Below are 17,019 nucleotides of genomic sequence, written 5' to 3'. Positions count from 1 at the left end.
CCTGTGAGTGACCGTACGACCGCGCCGGCCCGGCTGTCCTCGGGACAGGAGCGCCTGCTGTGGCTGCACGAGCTGGACCCCCGCAACGGCGGCTACCACGTGCCTCTGATCCTCCGCTTCACGGAGGCGGTCGGCACACACGTCATGTCCGGCGTGCTGGACCGGATCACGGCCCGGCACGCGGTGCTGGGCTCGCGCTGCGTGCGCGACGGGTCGGGCCGAGCCTTCCAGGTGCCGGAGCCCGGCTTCCGGGTGCCGCTGACACGGGTGCGGGAGTCCCGGCCGGGGGAGTGGGAGGACCTCGCCCGCCGCGCGCTCGCGGAGCCCTTCGCGCTGTTCGAGGCGCCTCCCCTGCGGGCGCTGATCGTGGACCGCGTGGACGGCTCCTGCGTCGTCGTCCTGGTCGTGCACCATCTGGCGTGCGACGGGGCGTCCCTGTGGATCCTCACCGAGGAGATCCTCGCCCTGTTCCGTGCCGCACGGTCCGGCGAACCACCGGTGCTCGCGCCGGTCACCGGGACGTATGCCGACTTCGCGCTCGCCGAGCGGGCCGAGCTGGACGAAAGGACGCTGGAGGCCAGGCTCACCCACTGGCGCGGCGAACTCGCCGGCATGGAGGCGGCCGTGCTCCCCGGGGACCTCCGCGTCCAGCGGCCCGGCGCCAGGGCGCACGAGATCGAGTTCAGCCTCTCCGCCGGGCACACCGAGGCCCTGGAGGCACTGGCAGGCCGGCACCACTCCCCGCTGACTTCCGCCGTCGCCGCGGTCTTCCAGGCGTGGCTCGCCCGGCACACCGGCGGACGCGACATCACCGTGGGCCTCGCGCTCAACGCCCGGCGCGGGCGGCGGGCCGACGGCGTCGTGGGCTTCTTCGTCAAGAACCTCCTGCTGCGCGGCGTCCTGGAACCCTCCACCACCTTCGTGGACCTGACGCGGCAGCTCACCGGCAGGCTGCGAACCTCCCGCAAGCAGCACCTGCCGTACGAGCGGATCCTCGCCGAGGCCGGCGCCGCGACGGGACGCGGCACCGAACCCGTGAGCGCCTTCCTGGTCCACCACGGCACACGGCCCCCCGCCGCGGCGCTCGACGCCGGCCCAGGAGCCGGCGTCGAGCGGCTGTGGCTGCCCAACGGCGCGGCGCGATTCGACGTCGAGCTCAACACCGTCGTCTCCGAGGGCCGGCTGATCGGCGACCTGCGCTTCCGTGAAGGGCTGTTCAGCCGGAGATTCATGGAGGAGGCCACGGCGCGATTCGTACGTCTCCTGGAGAACGTCGTCGCCGAACCCGACACCCCGCTCACCCGCGTCGCCCTGCTCCGGCCACGCGAACTCCGGGAAGCCGGCGCCATCGGCCAAGGCCGAAGCCTGAGCCGGAACCAAAGCCGGAGCCGCGCGGACGAGCCCGTGCCGGTGCCGGAACTGCTGCGCCGGCGGATCCTGAGCACCCCGGAGCGGACCGCCCTCGTCCACGGCGACACCCGTCTCTCCTTCGGACAGCTCGGCCGCCGGGCCGAGGCCCTGGCCCGGCTGCTCGAGGCCCAGGGCATCGGCCCCGAACGCCGGGTCGCCGTTCTGGTCCCGCGCTCGGACACCCAGGTCCTGGCGCTTCTCGCGGTGCTCATGGCCGGAGGCGTATGCGTCCCGCTCGACCCGGAACAGCCGCCGGCGCGCACCCACGGCATGCTGCGGGACGCCGACATCGCGCTGCTGCTCGACACGGAGGAGACCGCGGCCCGGATCGGAGACCTCACCGAATCGCCGACGACGGCCCGCCTGACGCTGGACGGCGCCACCCTCATGGCCCTGGACGGGGTCCCTTCCCCGGACGTCCGGCAGCGGGAGCACGGCCGCGGCCGTCCGGCGGGCGCCGGCCCGGCCGGCCTCCGCCCGGAGCACGCCGCGTACGTGATGCACACCTCGGGCTCGACCGGCCGCCCCAAGGGCGTCGTCGTGGAGCACCGCCAGCTCGCCCACCTCCATGGCGAGATGGTCCGGCAGGTGTTCGCCCCCGGCGCCCGGCGCCTCGGGCGCGAGCGGCTGCGCGTCGCCCTGACCGCGGCGCTCACCTTCGACGCGTCCTGGCAGGGGCTGCTGGCGCTGGTGGACGGACACGAACTGCACCTGGTGCCCGACGAGGTGCGCCGGGACGCCGAGTCCCACGTCCGTCACCTGCGGGACCACGAGGTGGACCTGGTGGACGCCACCCCCACACACGCCGAGCAGCTGGTCGCCGCCGGTCTCCTGGACCGGCCCGGCGGTCCCGGCACCCTCCTGCTGGGCGGCGAGGCGGTGAGCCGGCCGCTCTGGGACCGGCTCCGCGAGGCCCGGCACCTGGACGTCCGCAACCACTACGGGCCCACCGAGTTCACCGTCAACGCCACCGCGTGCGCCCTCGACGGCCTCCCCTCCCCGCGGATCGGGCGCCCGCTCGACGGGCTTTCGGTCCGTCTGCTGGACGAGGCGCTGCGGCCGGTCCCGCCCGGGACACGAGGCGAGATCCACCTGCACGGCCCGCAGCTCGCCCGGGGCTACACCGGCCAACCGGGACTCACCGCCTCCCGCTTCGTCGCCGACCCCTACGGCCCGCCGGGCGGACGTATGTACCGGACCGGCGACCTGGGGCACTGGGACGAGGACGGCCAGCTGGTCTTCGACGGACGTGCCGACGGCCAGCTCAAGGTGCGCGGCTTCCGCGTCGAACCCGGAGAGATCGAGTCGGCGCTGGCCTCGCACGACGGGGTGCGCCAGGCCGCCGTGGTGGCACACCGGGAGGCCGACGGCCTCACCCGGCTCGTCGCCTACGCCGTGCTCCGCGACGACGGCGCGGCCCGGCCCGACGAACTGCGCGCACACGTGGCCGCGCGGCTGCCGCGCCCGATGGTGCCCGACGGCGTCGTGCCGGTCGACGCGCTGCCGCTCACCCCGAGCGGCAAGCTGGACCGGCGGGCGCTGCCCGACCTCGTGCCGATGGCGCACGAAGTCCGGCCCGGGACGGCACGGGCCTCGCGGTCGCCGCGGGAGGAGGTCCTGTGCCGTCTGTTCGCGCAGACCCTCAACGCCGAACGCGTCGGCCCCGACGACGACTTCTTCGTGCTGGGCGGCCACTCGCTGCTGGTGGCCCGGCTGCTCGCGCGCGTCCGCTCGGTGTTCGGAGCCGACCTCAGGATCCGCGACGTCTTCGACCACCCCACCCCGGCCGGCCTCGCGCCGCTGCTCGAGAGGGGAGGCGCCCGACCCCCGCTGAGACCGCTGGACCATCAGGAAGAGGCGCACCTGTCGGCGGCGCAGGAGCGGCTGTGGTTCCTCGCGCGCGCCGAGGGCGCCGCCGACACCTACAACATCCCCATGGCGTTCCGGATCTCCGGCCCGCTCGACGCCGATGTACTGGAGCGGGCCCTCGAGGACGTCGTGGCACGGCACGAGGCGCTGCGCACCGTCCTCCCCGAGCGGCAGGGCGTGCCGCGGCGCCAGGTCCTGCCCCGGCACCCCGGCCCGCTGCCGGTCCGTGCCGACACCTCGGAGGACGGCCTGCACGCGGCCCTGGACGGCATGCTGCGGCACACCTTCGACCTGACCCGGGAGCCGCCCCTGCGGTGCGTGCTCCTGCGGGTCCCGTCCGGGGAGCACGTGCTGCTGCTCCTGCTCCATCACATCGCCGGTGACGCCAGGTCGGGCGAGATCCTCCGGCAGGACCTGGTGACGGCCTATGAAGCCAGGCTGCGCGGCGGGACGCCGTCGTACCGGCCGCTGCCGGTGAGCCACGCCGACCACGCGGTGTGGCACCGTGAGACGCTGGGATCCGAGCACGACCCCACGAGCCTGGTGAGCCGCCAGTCGCGCCACTGGCGCGAGACGCTCCACGGACTGCCGGTGGAACTCCGGCTCCCCGCCGACCGTCCGCGCCCCGCCGTGCCCGGAACCCGGGCGTGGGTCGAGGACTTCACGCTCGGTCCCAAGACCCACCTGGCGCTGGCGCGACTCGCCCGCGAGGAGAACGTCAGCCGGACGATGGCGCTCCAGGCCGCCGTCGCCCTGCTGCTGCACCGCTGCGGAGCCGGCACCGACATCCCGCTCGGCGGGGTCGTCTCCACCCGGTCCGACGAACGGCTCACCGACCTGGTCGGCTTCTTCGTCAACACCCAGGTCCTGCGCGTCGACCTCTCCCACGGTCCGGACTTCCGGACACTGCTGCGCCGGGTCCGGGAAACGGCCCTTGCCGCCTACGACCACCACGACCTGCCCTTCGAACGCGTCGTGGAGCTGGTCAACCCGCCCCGCTCGCTGTCGCGCCACCCGCTCTTCCAGGTGATGGTCGTCGTGCGGGAGGGCGGCGCCGCCGAGGACTTCGCCATGGCGGACACGAAGTGCCGCCCCGAGCCGACCACCCTCGCGGCTGCCAAGTTCGACCTGTGCCTGACCTTCTCCGAGCGGACAGGGGAGGACGGCAGCCCCGGCGGCGTCGACGTACGCCTCGAGGCCCGCGCGGACATGTACGAGCGGGACACCGCCGAGCGGATGGGCGGCTGGCTGCGCGAGTTGACTGCGGCCGCCTGCGCCGAGCCAGGCACGGCGGTCGAGCGGCTGGACATGCTCGGAAGGGCCGGGGCCGAGCATCTCGCGCGGGCCGCCGCGGGCGAGGTCGTGCCGGTGCCGCGGGGAACCGTGCCGGAGCTGTTCCGCGCCCAGGCAGCCCGACGTCCGGACGCCACGGCGGTGACCTGGGACGCGGGGGCAGGGGACACGGCGGCAGGTCACACGGGGCGGCTCAGTTACCGCGAACTGGACGCCTGGAGCGACCGGATCGCGGAGGAACTGCACGAGCGGATCGCCGGGGCGTCGGACGGGCGGGCGACCGGCGCGCCGGGTGGCGACGAGCCGTCTGCCACGGGCGCCGGCCGCGAGCAGCGGGTGGCGCTGCTGCTCGACCGGTCGCCCGCCGCGGTCGCCGCCCCGCTCGCGGTACTCAAGGCGGCCGCCTGCTACGTCCCGCTGCACACCGGCGACCCCGAACGGCGGCTGCGCGAGGTGATCGCCGGGTCCGGAGCCCGGCTGCTGGTCACCGACGCCGCGAACGCGGAGCGGGCGGCGGACCTGGGCGTGCCGGTGCTCGTGCTCACCGAAGCACGGTTCGGGCCGCCGGCGACCGGGGAAACCGGCCGCCGCACGGCGCCGGACCCGCTGCCCGACGGGCTCGCCTACGTGATCCACACGTCCGGCTCCACCGGGGTTCCCAGGGGCGTCGCCGTCAGCCATCGCGCCATCGTCGAACTCGCGGCGGACCGCCGCTGGCGGGGCGGCGGCCACGAGCGGGTCCTGATGCACTCACCGCTCGCCTTCGACGCCTCGACCTACGAGCTGTGGGTTCCCCTGCTGTCCGGCGGCGAGGTCGTCGTGGCCCCGGCCGCGGACCTCGGCTTGGACACCCTCGGGCGTATGCTGCGCGAGCACCGGATCACCGGTCTCTGGCTGACCTCCGGGCTGTTCCAGGTGGTGGCGGACCTGGCGCCCGGGACACTGCGCGGCGTCCGCGAGGTCTGGGCCGGCGGCGACGTGGTGCCGCCCGCCGCCGCGGCGCGGGTGGCCGGACACTGCCCGGGCACCTCGGTCGTCAACGGCTACGGCCCAACCGAGACCACCACCTTCGCGGCGTCCTACCGGCTCGACCCCACCGCGGTCCCGGAACACACCCTGCCGATCGGCACGCCACTGGACAACACACGCCTGTACGTCCTGGACGAGGCGCTGACCCCTGTGCCGCCCGGTGTCCCGGGCGAACTGTACATAGCCGGGGCCGGACTCGCCCGGGGCTACCTCGGGCGACCGGCGGCGACCGCTGAACGCTTCGTCGCCTGCCCGTTCGGGCCCCCCGGCAGCCGCATGTACCGCACCGGCGACCTCGTCCGGCGGGGGCGCGACGGCGCGCTGGTCTTCCTGGGCCGGGGCGACCAGCAGGTCAAACTACGCGGCTTCCGCATCGAACCGACGGAGGTGGAGGGCATGCTGACCCGCCATCCGGCGGTGCGCCGGGCCGTCGTCGTCGTACGGCACGACGAGTCCGGGGACGGTCGCCTGGCCGGCTACGTGACCACCGGCGATCCGGCACCGGACCCCGTCGCGCTGCGGTCGTTCCTGCGCGAGCGGCTGCCCTCCTACATGGTTCCCGCCGAGATCGTGAGGCTGGCCGAACTGCCCCTCACGGCCAACGGCAAGATCGACCGCAAGGCGCTCCCCGACCCCTTCCCGAGCGGCGCCGGCCCCGTCGCCCCGGAGCCCGGCGAGCCCGTGACGAAGGCGCTTTGCGAGATCTTCGCCGAGGTGCTCGGCATCGACGGGGCGGTCCCGGCCGGTGCGGACTTCTTCGCCGCCGGCGGCAGCTCACTGACCGTCATCCGGCTGATCAGCCGCGTCCGCACCGTCCTGGACGCCGAACCGACCGTGCGCGACGTCTTCGAGGAACCGACCCCGGCCGGACTCGCCGCCCGGCTGGCGGAGGCCGGGCGGCGGGCGGCGTCGCGGCCTCCGCTGCGCCCTGGCGCCGCGAGCGGGGAACCGGTCCTCGCCCCCGCGCAGCGGGGGCTGTGGTTCCTGCACCAGCTGTCCGGGTACCGCACCGCGTACAACGTGCCCTTCGCCCTCCGGCTGAACGGCGCGCTCGACGTGGCGGCTCTCCGCCTCGCCCTGCGCGACCTCGTCGAGCGCCACGACGCGCTGCGCACGTGCTACCCGGAACGGGACGGCGCGCCGGCTCCCCGGACACTCGCCCCGGACGAACTGCCGGAGTTGCTCCACGAGGAGAGGACCACCGCCGGGGAACTGACCGCACGGCTCCGGGCCGAGGGGGACCACGCCTTCGACCTCGCGGAGGAACCGCCCCTGCGAGCCGTGCTGTTCACCACCGGGCCGGACGAGCACGCGCTGTCCCTGGTTCTCCACCACATAGCCGTGGACGGCTGGTCCCTGCGGCCGCTCAGGCGCGACCTGAGCCAGGCGTACCGCAGCAGGGCCGCGGGACACGCGCCGGACTGGGAGCCGCTCCCGGTCTCCTACGCCGATTACGCCGCCTGGCAGCACCGGCTCCTGGGGGAGGGCGACCGGCCCACCGGCTTCGCGCGGCGACAGCTGGACTTCTGGCGCTCCGCGCTGACGGAGCTCCCGGAGGAACTGCCGCTGCCCTACGACCACCCGCGGTCCGGCGCGGGCCGGCTCACCGCGGGCCGGGTGCCGCTGCGCTGGGAGCCCGCCGTGCACCGGCGGCTGACCGCCCTCGCCCAGGAGTCGGGCGCCTCCCTGCTGGTCGTCGCCCACGCGGCGGTCGCCGCGCTGCTCACCAGGATCGGGGCGGGATCCGACCTGCCGCTGGGCACACCGGTCGCCGGGCGGACGGACGAGGCGCTCAACGACATGGTGGGTTACTTCGTCAATACCGTGGTGCTGCGCGTCGACACCGCGGGGAACCCGGACTTCCGGGAGCTCGTGCGCCGGGTGCGGGACCGTGCCCTGGCGGCCTTCGCCCAGCAGGACGTGCCGTTCGACCGGCTGGTGGAGGAGCTCCGCCCGCACCGGGTGGCCTGGCGGAACCCGCTGTTCCAGACCATGGTCACCTGCCTGGAGGCGGACGCCGCGACACCGGGCCTGGGGGAACTGCCGGCGACCGCCGAGGAGACCAGGCTGGAATCCATCAAGTTCGACCTCACGTTCGAATTCCGGGAGCTGCCGCGCGGAGCGGGCCTGGAGTGCGGGCTGACCTACTGCGCCGAGCTCTTCGACGCCGGCACCGCCCGGTGGCTGGCCGGGGAACTCCACACGCTCCTGCGTGCCCTGAGCGAGCACCCCGGCCTCCCGGTGACGACGGTGGGCCGCCCCGCCGTCGTCCAGGAGACCCGGCCGGCGCCGGTCCCCGCCGCACCCGCCCCGGTCGTCCCCGAAGCGTTGAGGCGGCGGATCGCGGAGACCCCCGACGCGCGGGCCCTGGTCGCCGGCGACGGCACACTCACCTTCCGCGAACTGGGCGACCGCGTCGACCGCCTGGCCCGCCTGCTGCGCGCCAGGGGCGTCGGACCCGAGCGGCGCGTGGCGGTGCTGCTGCCCCGCTCCGCCCGTCAGATCACGGCACTGCTGGCGGTGCTCGCGGCGGGAGGTGCCGCCGTGCCGCTCGACGTCTCCCATCCGCCCCGGCGCCACGCGGACATCCTCCGGGACGCCCGTGTCGGGCTCCTCCTCGCCGACGGGGAGCCGGCCTCCCGGCTCGCGGACGAGGCAGAAGTGCCCTGCCTGGACCTTTCCGACCTTTCCCTCCCGGGCACGTCTCTCCCGAGCGTGACTCTCCCGGCTGCGTCCGCCAGGGCGGACGGGCCCGGACCGCAGTGTCCGCCCCTGCGGGGGGCGCACGCCGCCTACGTGATCCACACCTCCGGCTCGACGGGGCGGCCCAAGGGCGTGCTGGTGGAACACCGTCAGCTGGCCCGTCTGCTCGCCGAGACGACGGAGAAGATCTTCGCCAGGGCGGTGAAGGACCTGGACCGCGACCGGCTGAGGGTCGCCCTCACCGCCTCCGTCGCCTTCGACGCCTCCTGGCAGGGCATCCTGGCACTGGTCGCCGGACACGAACTGCACGTCGTGCCGGAGGACGTCCGCCGGGACCCCCAGGAGTACGTGCGCCACCTTCGGGACCGGCGTGTCGACATCGTGGACGCCACCCCCACCCATCTCGCCCAGCTCGTCGAGGCCGGACTGCTGGACGACCCCGCCTGGGCCCCGGGCGTCCTGCTGATGGGCGGCGAGGAGGCCGGGCGTGCCCTGTGGACACGGCTGCGCGCGGAAGGCAGGACCAGGACCTACAACCTGTACGGACCTACGGAGTTCACCGTCGATGCCGCGGTCTGCCCGCTGGACGAGCAGCCGGCGCCCCGCATCGGCCGTCCCCTGGGCGGCGCCGCCGCCTACGTCCTCGACGAGGCGCTCCGCCCCGTGCCGCCCATGGTGCGCGGCGAGCTCTACCTGGCCGGCGAGCAGCTCTCCCGCGGTTACGCGGAACAGCCGGCAAGAACGGCGGAACGATTCGTCGCCGACCCCTTCGGCCCGCCCGGCTCCCGCATGTACCGCACCGGCGACCTGGCGCACCGGGACACAGCGGGGCAGCTGGTCTTCGACGGAAGAACCGACGACCAGGTGAAACTCCGTGGGTTCCGGATCGAGCCGGGGGAGATCGAGGCCGCGCTCGTCGAGCTCCCCGACGTCGCGCAGGCGGCGGTGGTGGTCCGCGAGGACCGGCCCGGAGACGCACGACTGGTGGCCTACCTGGTGCCGCGGGGCACGGGGTACGAGGCGCGCGCCGTTCGCGGCCGTCTCGCCGAGCGGCTTCCGGCGCACCTCGTCCCCTCGGCGTTCGTCCGCGTCGACGCGCTGCCGCTGACCACCAGCGGAAAGCTCGACCGGCGCGCCCTTCCCGCCCCGCGGCCCGAGGACTCCCCGGCGGGCTCGGGGGCCGCTCCGCGAGGACTCGAGGAGGAACTGCTCTGCCAGGCGTTCTCCGAGGTGCTCGGCGTCGCCCGGATCGGACCGGAGGACGACTTCTTCGAAGCCGGCGGGCACTCCCTGCTCGCGGTCCGGCTGACCGGCCGGGTGCGCGGCCTGCTGGGTCTGGAGCCGACGGTCCAGGACCTGCTGCGGGGTCGCTCGCCCGCCGGGCTGCTGCGGGTGCTGCGCGGGGGATCCGGCCAGAACCCGATGGCGCCGATGCTGCCGTTGCGCAGGACCCCGGGCACGTCGCTCTTCTGCGTCCACCCGGTGACCGGGCTCGGCTGGTGCTACGCCGGCCTGGTCCGTCACTTCCCGGCACACGTCGGGGTGCTCGGTCTGCAGTCACCCGGTCTGACGGGGGACGGCCCCCGCCCCGCGGGCGTGCGGGAGCTCGCCGAGGAGTACGTGCGGCTGATGCGCGAGTCCCAGCCGCACGGCCCCTACCGGATCCTGGGCTGGTCCTTCGGGGGGAACGTCGCCCATGCCATGGCGTGTCTGCTCCAGCAGGCTGGAGAGGAGGTCGCGCTGCTGGCGCTGCTCGACAGCTATCCCCTCGGCGAGGTGTCCGCGCGCCGCGCCGGCGACCGGCCGGACGCCGCGGCCCTGGTCCGCGAACACCTCACGGACGAGACGCTGCGCGGGCTGTCCCCGGTGGAACGCCGCCGGCTGGAGACGGTGACCGGCCACCACCTCGGCATGGGCGACCGGCACGTCCCGGAGGTCTTCCGCGGCGACGCGCTCCTGGTAGCGGCCGAGGAGCCCGGCCGTCCCGCCTGGCTGGGACCCGGCCTCTGGGAGCCCTGGGTGGCGGGACGGCTGGACGTGGTGAGCGTCCCCCACACGCACTACGAACTGATGAGCCCCGGCGCCCAGGAACGGATCGCGGCAGTTCTCGCCCCGGGCCTCCGATGACGCGGGCGGCCCCCACCGACAGGAGCAGATGGATGACCAACCCGTTCGACGACCCCGAGGGGCACTTCCTCGTCCTGCTGAACGAGGAGGAGCAGCGTTCCCTGTGGCCCGCCACGCTGGAGGTGCCCGTGGGCTGGCGGCAGGTCCACGGACCCGCCGTACGCCAGGAGTGCCTGGACCTGATCGACCGGACCTGGACCGACATGCGGCCCGCGTCTCTGGTCAGGGCTGAGGCCGCCGCCGGGCCGGACGGTGACGGGCGATGACGGCCGCCATCGACATCAGAGGGCTCGGCCGGACGTACGCCGTGAAGGGGAAGCCCGACTTCGTGGCGCTCCGGGGCGTCGACCTCACCGTCCCCCGGGGAGAGGTGCACGCGCTGCTGGGCCCGAACGGCGCCGGCAAGACCACCCTGTGCCGCATCCTCTCCACGGTCCTGCTCCCCTCGTCGGGCACGGTCACGGTGCTCGGCCACGACGTGGTGACGGAAGCCGAAAGGGTGAAGCAGTGCCTCGGGGTGGTCTTCGGAGGGGACCGGGGCCTCTACAACCGTCTCACCGCGCGGCAGAACCTGAACTTCTGGGCCGCGCTCCACGGCCTGTGCCGCGGGGAGCGGGGCAGGGTGGACGCGCTGCTCGAACGCGTGGGCCTGGCGCACCGCGCCGACGAACGGGTGCAGGGTTTCTCCCGCGGAATGAAGCAGCGGCTCCACCTGGCCCGCGGCCTGGTCTCCGACCCCGGGGTGCTGATCCTCGACGAGCCCACGGTCGGCATGGACCCGGTGGCGGCCCGGGACTTCCGGGAACTCGTCGGCGAACTCCGGGCCGACGGCCGCACCATCCTCATGACCACCCACGACATGGCCGAGGCCGCTGAACTCAGTGACCGCGTGTCCTTCATCGACGACGGAGCCCTGGCGCTGACGGAGAGCCCGGACACGGTCGGGCGCGTGGTCTCCTCCCGCGAACGCGTCGACGCCCGGGGGGTACCGGAGCAGGTGCGCCGCCGCCTCGCCGGTCTCGCCGGCGTGGCGGTCGTGACGCAGCGGGAGGACGGCGTCCTGCGGATCGAGACCGAGCACCCGGAGGCCACCCGCGAGGTCATGATGACGATCGTGGCGGCCGGTGTGACGGACGTCTCCCGCAGCCGCCCCTCCCTGGAAGAGGTCTACCTGCACCTCATCGGCCGTCGAGGAATGGCTGTGGGCGGATGACGGCCGACCCGCCGACCCGGCGACGGACGGCCCCGGGGCTGATCGCCGGCTTCGAGTTTCAGATCGTCGCCATGCGAGGCCAGGCGGACACGTACTTCTCGCTGATCACGGCGCCCTTCTTCGCCGTGGTCTTCATGGCGATCATGGAGTACACGGGACGCACGGACCTCAACTCGCACGCCGTCGTCGCGCCCATGCTCATCACTCTGTGGACGGCGGCCCTGTCCTTCTCCGGAGAGATGATCAGCGACGACCGGGCCAACGGACGGCTGGAGTCGCTGGTCGCCGCGCCCGTGGAGTTCTCCCTGCTGATCTTCGGGCGGCTCAGCGCGTGCATGCTGCTCGCGCTGCCGTCGTTCCTGATGTCCTACCTGGCCGCGGGTACGGTCTTCGGCTACTGGATGTCCTTCGAGCGGCCGGTGCTCTTCGCCGTGGCGCTGGTCCTCACGGCCGCGGCCACGGCGGCGACGGCGACCGCTCTGTCCGCGGTCTTCGTGCTCGCGCCGGGCGCCCGGATCGTGCAGAACACCCTCTCCTTCCCCGTCTACCTGCTGGGCGGGGTCATGGTGCCCGTCTCGTACTTCCCCGACTGGCTCGAACCCGTGGCCAGGGTCGTCTACCTGTCCTGGGGCGCCGATCTGCTGAGGGCCGCGACGACCCCTGGAGAGGGCCAGGGGAGCACCGCCCGGCACCTGGTGATGCTCTGTCTGCTGGGGACCGGCGCCTTCGTCCTCGGTCGGCTGTTCATCGCCCGCTTCCTGCGACGTGCCAGAGCGCTCGGCGCGCTGGCCAAGGACGGAGACTGAGACCATGCGAATCCTGGGAGCCCGTCCCATGGGAGCCCTGACGGCGGTGCGGCAGGGCTTCGTCGTGGCGCGCGCCGACTTCGCGGCCTTCTACACGTGGAGAACCTGGCTGGGCGGCTGGCTCGTCCGGGTGCTGTGCCAGGTGGCGTTCTACAGCACGATCGGCGTGACGTTCGGGGACGCCGCGTACGTGACGCATCTGGTGCTCGGGGCCGCCATGATGATCTGCGTCGCCGAGTCGCTGATGGCCGTCGCGTCCACCACCTGGGACCTGCACCTCGGCACGTTCCCCCTGCTGGCCGCCTCCCCGGTCGTCCCTGGCGCCTACTACTTCGGCAGAAGCGTGATGTGGCCGCTGTCCGGCACCGTCACCACCTCCGTGGCGATCTTCGCGATGTCGCTCTTCTTCGACCTCGCATGGGCCTGGCAACGCCTGCTGCTGGTCGTCCCGTTGGTGCTGCTCACGAGTCTCGCCATGTACTGCCTGGCTCTCGTGATCGGAGCAGCGGCCATGCTGGCGCCGGGGGCGCGCAACGTCATGAGCGCCGTCGTCACCATGGCCGTCACCGCCTTCTGCGGCGCGGTCGTCCCCGTCGGCTTCTGGCCGGCCGCCGTGCGCGGGGCCGCCCAGGCGGTCCCGGTGACGCATGGCCTCGACGCGCTCCGGGCAATCGAATCCGGGGCGGGCCTCGCCGCGGTCGCCCGGCCGGCGGGCCTGGTGCTCCTGGTGGGCCTCGCCTGGTTCGCCGTCGCGATGACCGTGTTCCGCGGACTCTTCGCCCACTCCCGCAGGGGCAGCGAGCTCACCTTCCCGTGACGGCGGGACCCTCCGCCACGGGCGGCTTCCCGAAACCGGGGCTGCCGCCGGTGCGGGGGGCGGCGAGTGCGTCCGGCCGGGGCCGGGCCCCGGGTCCCGCCCACTCGCGGGAGCTGTGGGCGGCCTCCAGGGGGTGACCACCGTCGGAGTGGCTTGTCAGTGCCGTGGTGCACGGTGGGGACAGCATCGGATCGACCGATCCGGAGGGGGGAGCCATGACCGTGCCCGTACAGACCGCGGAATCCGCCGGCGAGGTGCTCAGGCCGCACGCGGAGCATGCCTTCGCGGACGAGCTGAAGGCGCTCGCGGCCGCCGACGACCGTCCCAGACCGGCTCGTTGGAAGCTCTCACCGTGGGCCGTGTCCACGTATCTCCTCGGCGGGACCCTCCCGGACGGCACGCTGATCACCCCGAAGTACGTAGGTCCGAGGCGCCTCGTGGAGGTCGCGGTGACCACGCTCGCCACGGACCGGGCGCTGCTGCTCCTCGGCGTCCCCGGGACGGCCAAGACATGGGTGTCCGAGCATCTGGCCGCCGCCGTCAGCGGGGACTCCACCCTCCTCGTGCAGGGGACGGCGGGCACCCCGGAGGAGGCGGTCCGCTACGGATGGAACTACGCCCGGCTCCTGGCGCACGGCCCCAGCCGCGAGGCCCTCGTGCCGAGCCCGGTGATGCGCGCGATGGCCGAGGGCATGACCGCCCGGGTGGAGGAACTCACCCGTATTCCGGCCGACGTGCAGGACGCGCTCATCACGATCCTCTCGGAGAAGACGCTTCCGGTCCCCGAGCTCGGCCAGGAGGTGCAGGCGGTACGGGGGTTCAACCTCGTCGCCACGGCGAACGACCGCGACCGAGGGGTCAACGAGCTCTCCGGAGCACTGCGCCGGAGGTTCAACACCGTAGTTCTCCCACTGCCCGCGACGCCCGAGGCGGAGGTCGACATCGTGTCCCGCCGGGTGGCCGGGATCGGGCGCGCGCTCGACCTTCCGCCGGTGCCGGACGGCATCGCCGAGATCCGGCGCGTCGTCACGGTCTTCCGCGAACTGCGCGACGGAGTCACCTCGGACGGCCGCACCACACTCAAGTCCCCCTCCGGGACGCTGTCCACGGCCGAGGCCATCTCCGTCGTGACGGGAGGCCTCGCCCTGGCAGCCCACTTCGGGGACGGAGTCCTGCGGCCGGGGGACCTGGCCGCGGGCGTCATAGGAGCGGTCGTACGCGATCCCGTCGCCGACCGGGTCGTCTGGCAGGAGTACCTGGAGACCGTCGTCCGTGAGCGCGAGGGCTGGAAGGACTTCTACCGCGCCTGCCGTGAGGCGGCCGGATGACCCGCGCGGTCCCGGCTGCACCCGCCGGGGACCCGCTGCTGCTGGGTGTGCGCCACCACGGTCCCGGTTCCGCCCGGGCGGTGCTGGCGGCACTGGAATCCGTCCGGCCCGCCGCGGTCCTCGTCGAGGGCCCGCCCGAGGGCGACGCGTTGCTGACCCTCGCCGGGCACAGCCGGATGCGCCCGCCGGTCGCCCTGTTGGCCCATGCGGTGGACGATCCGGGCCGCTCGGCGTTCTGGCCCTTCGCGGACTTCTCGCCCGAGTGGGTAGCCATCCGCTGGGCGCTGGCACACGAGGTCCCCGTCCGGTTCATGGACCTGCCGGCCGCCCACTCCCTGGCGCTGACCGGCCGGCACGACGACGCAGCCCTGGACGGACAGGGCATCGATCCCATCCGGATCCTCGCCCGGACCGCGGGTCACGACGACCCGGAGCGATGGTGGGAGGACGTGGTCGAACACCGCGCGGCCGGCGGGCAGCGCCCTGCGGACCCCTGCGCCCCGTTCACCGTGCTCGCCGAGGCGATGACGGCGCTGCGGGAGGCGTACGGGGACGGAGGCCACCCGCAGGACGCGGTGCGGGAAGCCTGCATGCGCCTGCGGTTGCGCGCCGCCCGCAAGGAGTTCGGTGGCCGCGTGGCTGTGGTCTGCGGAGCGTGGCACGTGCCCGCGCTCGCCACCGGGACCACAGTCGCGGCCGACCGTGCCCTCCTCAAGGGGATCCCCAAGGTCAGGACGGAGCTGACGTGGGTGCCCTGGACGCATCGCCGGCTCTCGCGGCACAGCGGTTACGGCGCGGGGATCGACTCCCCCGGCTGGTACGCGCACCTGTTCGCGGCCCCCGACCGCCCGGTGGAACGCTGGATGACGAGGACCGCGGGCCTGCTGCGTGACGCGGACCGTGCGGTGTCAGGGGCGGATGTGATCGAGGCCGTCCGGCTGGCGGACGCCCTGGCGGTACTGCGCGGCCGCCCTGCCGTGGGCCTGGCCGAGGCCACCGACGCGGTCAGGGCCGTCATGTGCGAGGGGACCGACGTGCCGCTGTCGCTCGTGCGCGACGAGCTCGTCGTCGGCGGAAACCTCGGCGAGGTGCCGGACACGGCTCCGGCCGTCCCCCTCCAGCGCGACCTCGACAGGCAGCAGCGCAGTCTGAGGCTGAGGCCCGAGGCGGCGAGGCGGGAGCTGGAACTCGATCTGCGGAAGGACACCGACGCCGCCCGCAGCCGTCTCCTGCACCGACTGCGGATCCTGGGGGTGAACTGGGGCGAACCCGCCGCGGGCCGGGGAAGCACCGGGACGTTCCGCGAGAGCTGGCGGCTGCGCTGGGAGCCGGAGCTGTTCGTCCGGACCGCCGAAGCCGGGGTCTGGGGCACCACCGTGCTGGACGCGGCGACCGCCAAGGCCGAATCGGAGGCCGGGTCGGCCAGGGTGCTCGCCGAGGTCACCGGACTCGCCGAGCGGTGTCTCCTGGCAGGTCTGTCCCGGGCGTTGCCCGTCGTGATGAGAGCCCTCGCAGACCGTGCCGCCCTCGACACGGACGTCCGGCACCTCGCGGACGCGCTGCCCTCCCTGGCCCGCGCCCTGCGCTACGGGGACGTGCGGTCCACCGACACCGCGGCGCTGGGGACGGTGGCCGTGGGCCTCGCCGAACGCGTCTGCGTGGGCCTGGTGCCCGCCTGCACCGCACTCGCCCCCGACGCCGCGGCCGAGGCGCACCGCAGGCTGGACGGCACGCACACCGCGATGGGCATGCTCGCCGGTGCCGACGGGGCCGAGGGGCTTTCCGAGCGTTGGAGCGAGGTTCTGCGCAAGCTCGCCGTCAGGGACACGGTCACGGGCGTGGTCCGTGGCCGTGCCACGCGACTGCTCCTGGACGACGGCCGGCTCACCGAGTCCGGGACCGCGAGGCTGATGGGCCAGGCGCTCTCGCCCGGCACCGCGTCCGCCGAGGCCGCGGCATGGATCGAGGGCTTCCTCGGGGGAGCGTCCGGCGGTGGTCTGCTGCTCGTCCACGACGAGCGGCTGCGGAGGCTCGTCGACACCTGGCTGACCGGCATACCCGACGACGCCTTCACGGGCGTACTGCCCCTGCTGCGCCGCACGTTCGCGGCCTTTCCGCCCGCCGCCAGGCGCACCCTGGGAGAGATCGTCCGGCGCGGCCCGGATGCGGACCGTACGGGCGGGAAGGAAGGTCCCCTCGCACCCGGCTTCGGTGCGGTACTCGACGAGGAGCGGGCCGACGCGGTCGTTCCGGTGCTCCGGCTGCTCCTCGGCCTCGACCTGCCCGACCCTCCGGGCCGTGCGGAGCCCCGCCGTACGGAACCCGGCTGTCCGGACCTCCCCGGGCAGCGGGCGGCAGCGGGATGAGCGCGACGGGCGCGACGGGATGAGTACGCCGGACATGGGAGCGGAGGGCTCAGGGGTG

Annotated in this window: 7 protein-coding genes; all 7 read left to right on the top strand. The window is 74.2% G+C overall.

Annotation, left to right across the window (positions count from 1 at the left end):
* Positions 1-3 precede the first annotated feature (3 nt).
* The 7 genes from ACGFNN_RS12825 to ACGFNN_RS12795 all read left to right on the top strand — a co-directional run bounded on the left by ACGFNN_RS12825 (position 4) and on the right by ACGFNN_RS12795 (position 16,961).
* Complete coding sequence (locus ACGFNN_RS12825) at positions 4-10,431, top strand: amino acid adenylation domain-containing protein (protein ID WP_393555326.1); 10,428 nt, start codon at positions 4-6, stop codon at positions 10,429-10,431.
* Positions 10,432-10,463: 32 nt separating this feature from the next.
* Complete coding sequence (locus ACGFNN_RS12820) at positions 10,464-10,697, top strand: MbtH family protein (protein ID WP_393555324.1); 234 nt, start codon at positions 10,464-10,466, stop codon at positions 10,695-10,697.
* A complete protein-coding gene (locus ACGFNN_RS12815) occupies positions 10,694-11,644 on the top strand; it encodes an ABC transporter ATP-binding protein (RefSeq protein ID WP_393555322.1) in 951 nt (316 codons plus the stop codon). Before ACGFNN_RS12820 ends, ACGFNN_RS12815 begins: the two co-directional genes overlap by 4 nt.
* Entirely contained in the window at positions 11,641-12,450 is an 810-nt protein-coding gene (locus ACGFNN_RS12810) for an ABC transporter permease (RefSeq protein WP_393555320.1), read from the top strand. The genes ACGFNN_RS12815 and ACGFNN_RS12810 overlap by 4 nt, the downstream gene beginning before the upstream one ends.
* 4 nt (positions 12,451-12,454) lie before the next feature.
* On the top strand, positions 12,455-13,267 hold the full coding sequence (locus ACGFNN_RS12805; protein ID WP_393555318.1) for an ABC transporter permease: 813 nt from the start codon (positions 12,455-12,457) through the stop codon (positions 13,265-13,267).
* A 215-nt stretch (positions 13,268-13,482) separates the two neighbouring features.
* The gene (locus ACGFNN_RS12800) at positions 13,483-14,595 is read left to right on the top strand and encodes an AAA family ATPase (protein ID WP_393555316.1); all 1,113 of its coding nucleotides are present in this window, start codon (positions 13,483-13,485) and stop codon (positions 14,593-14,595) included.
* The gene (locus ACGFNN_RS12795; RefSeq protein WP_393555314.1) at positions 14,592-16,961 is read left to right on the top strand and encodes a DUF5682 family protein; all 2,370 of its coding nucleotides are present in this window, start codon (positions 14,592-14,594) and stop codon (positions 16,959-16,961) included. Before ACGFNN_RS12800 ends, ACGFNN_RS12795 begins: the two co-directional genes overlap by 4 nt.
* Positions 16,962-17,019: the final 58 nt, after the last annotated feature.

It is taken from the genome of Streptomyces sp. NPDC048590, assembly GCF_043199535.1.
GTDB lineage: Bacteria > Actinomycetota > Actinomycetes > Streptomycetales > Streptomycetaceae > Streptomyces.
This window is presented reverse-complemented; position numbering and strand designations above follow the sequence as displayed.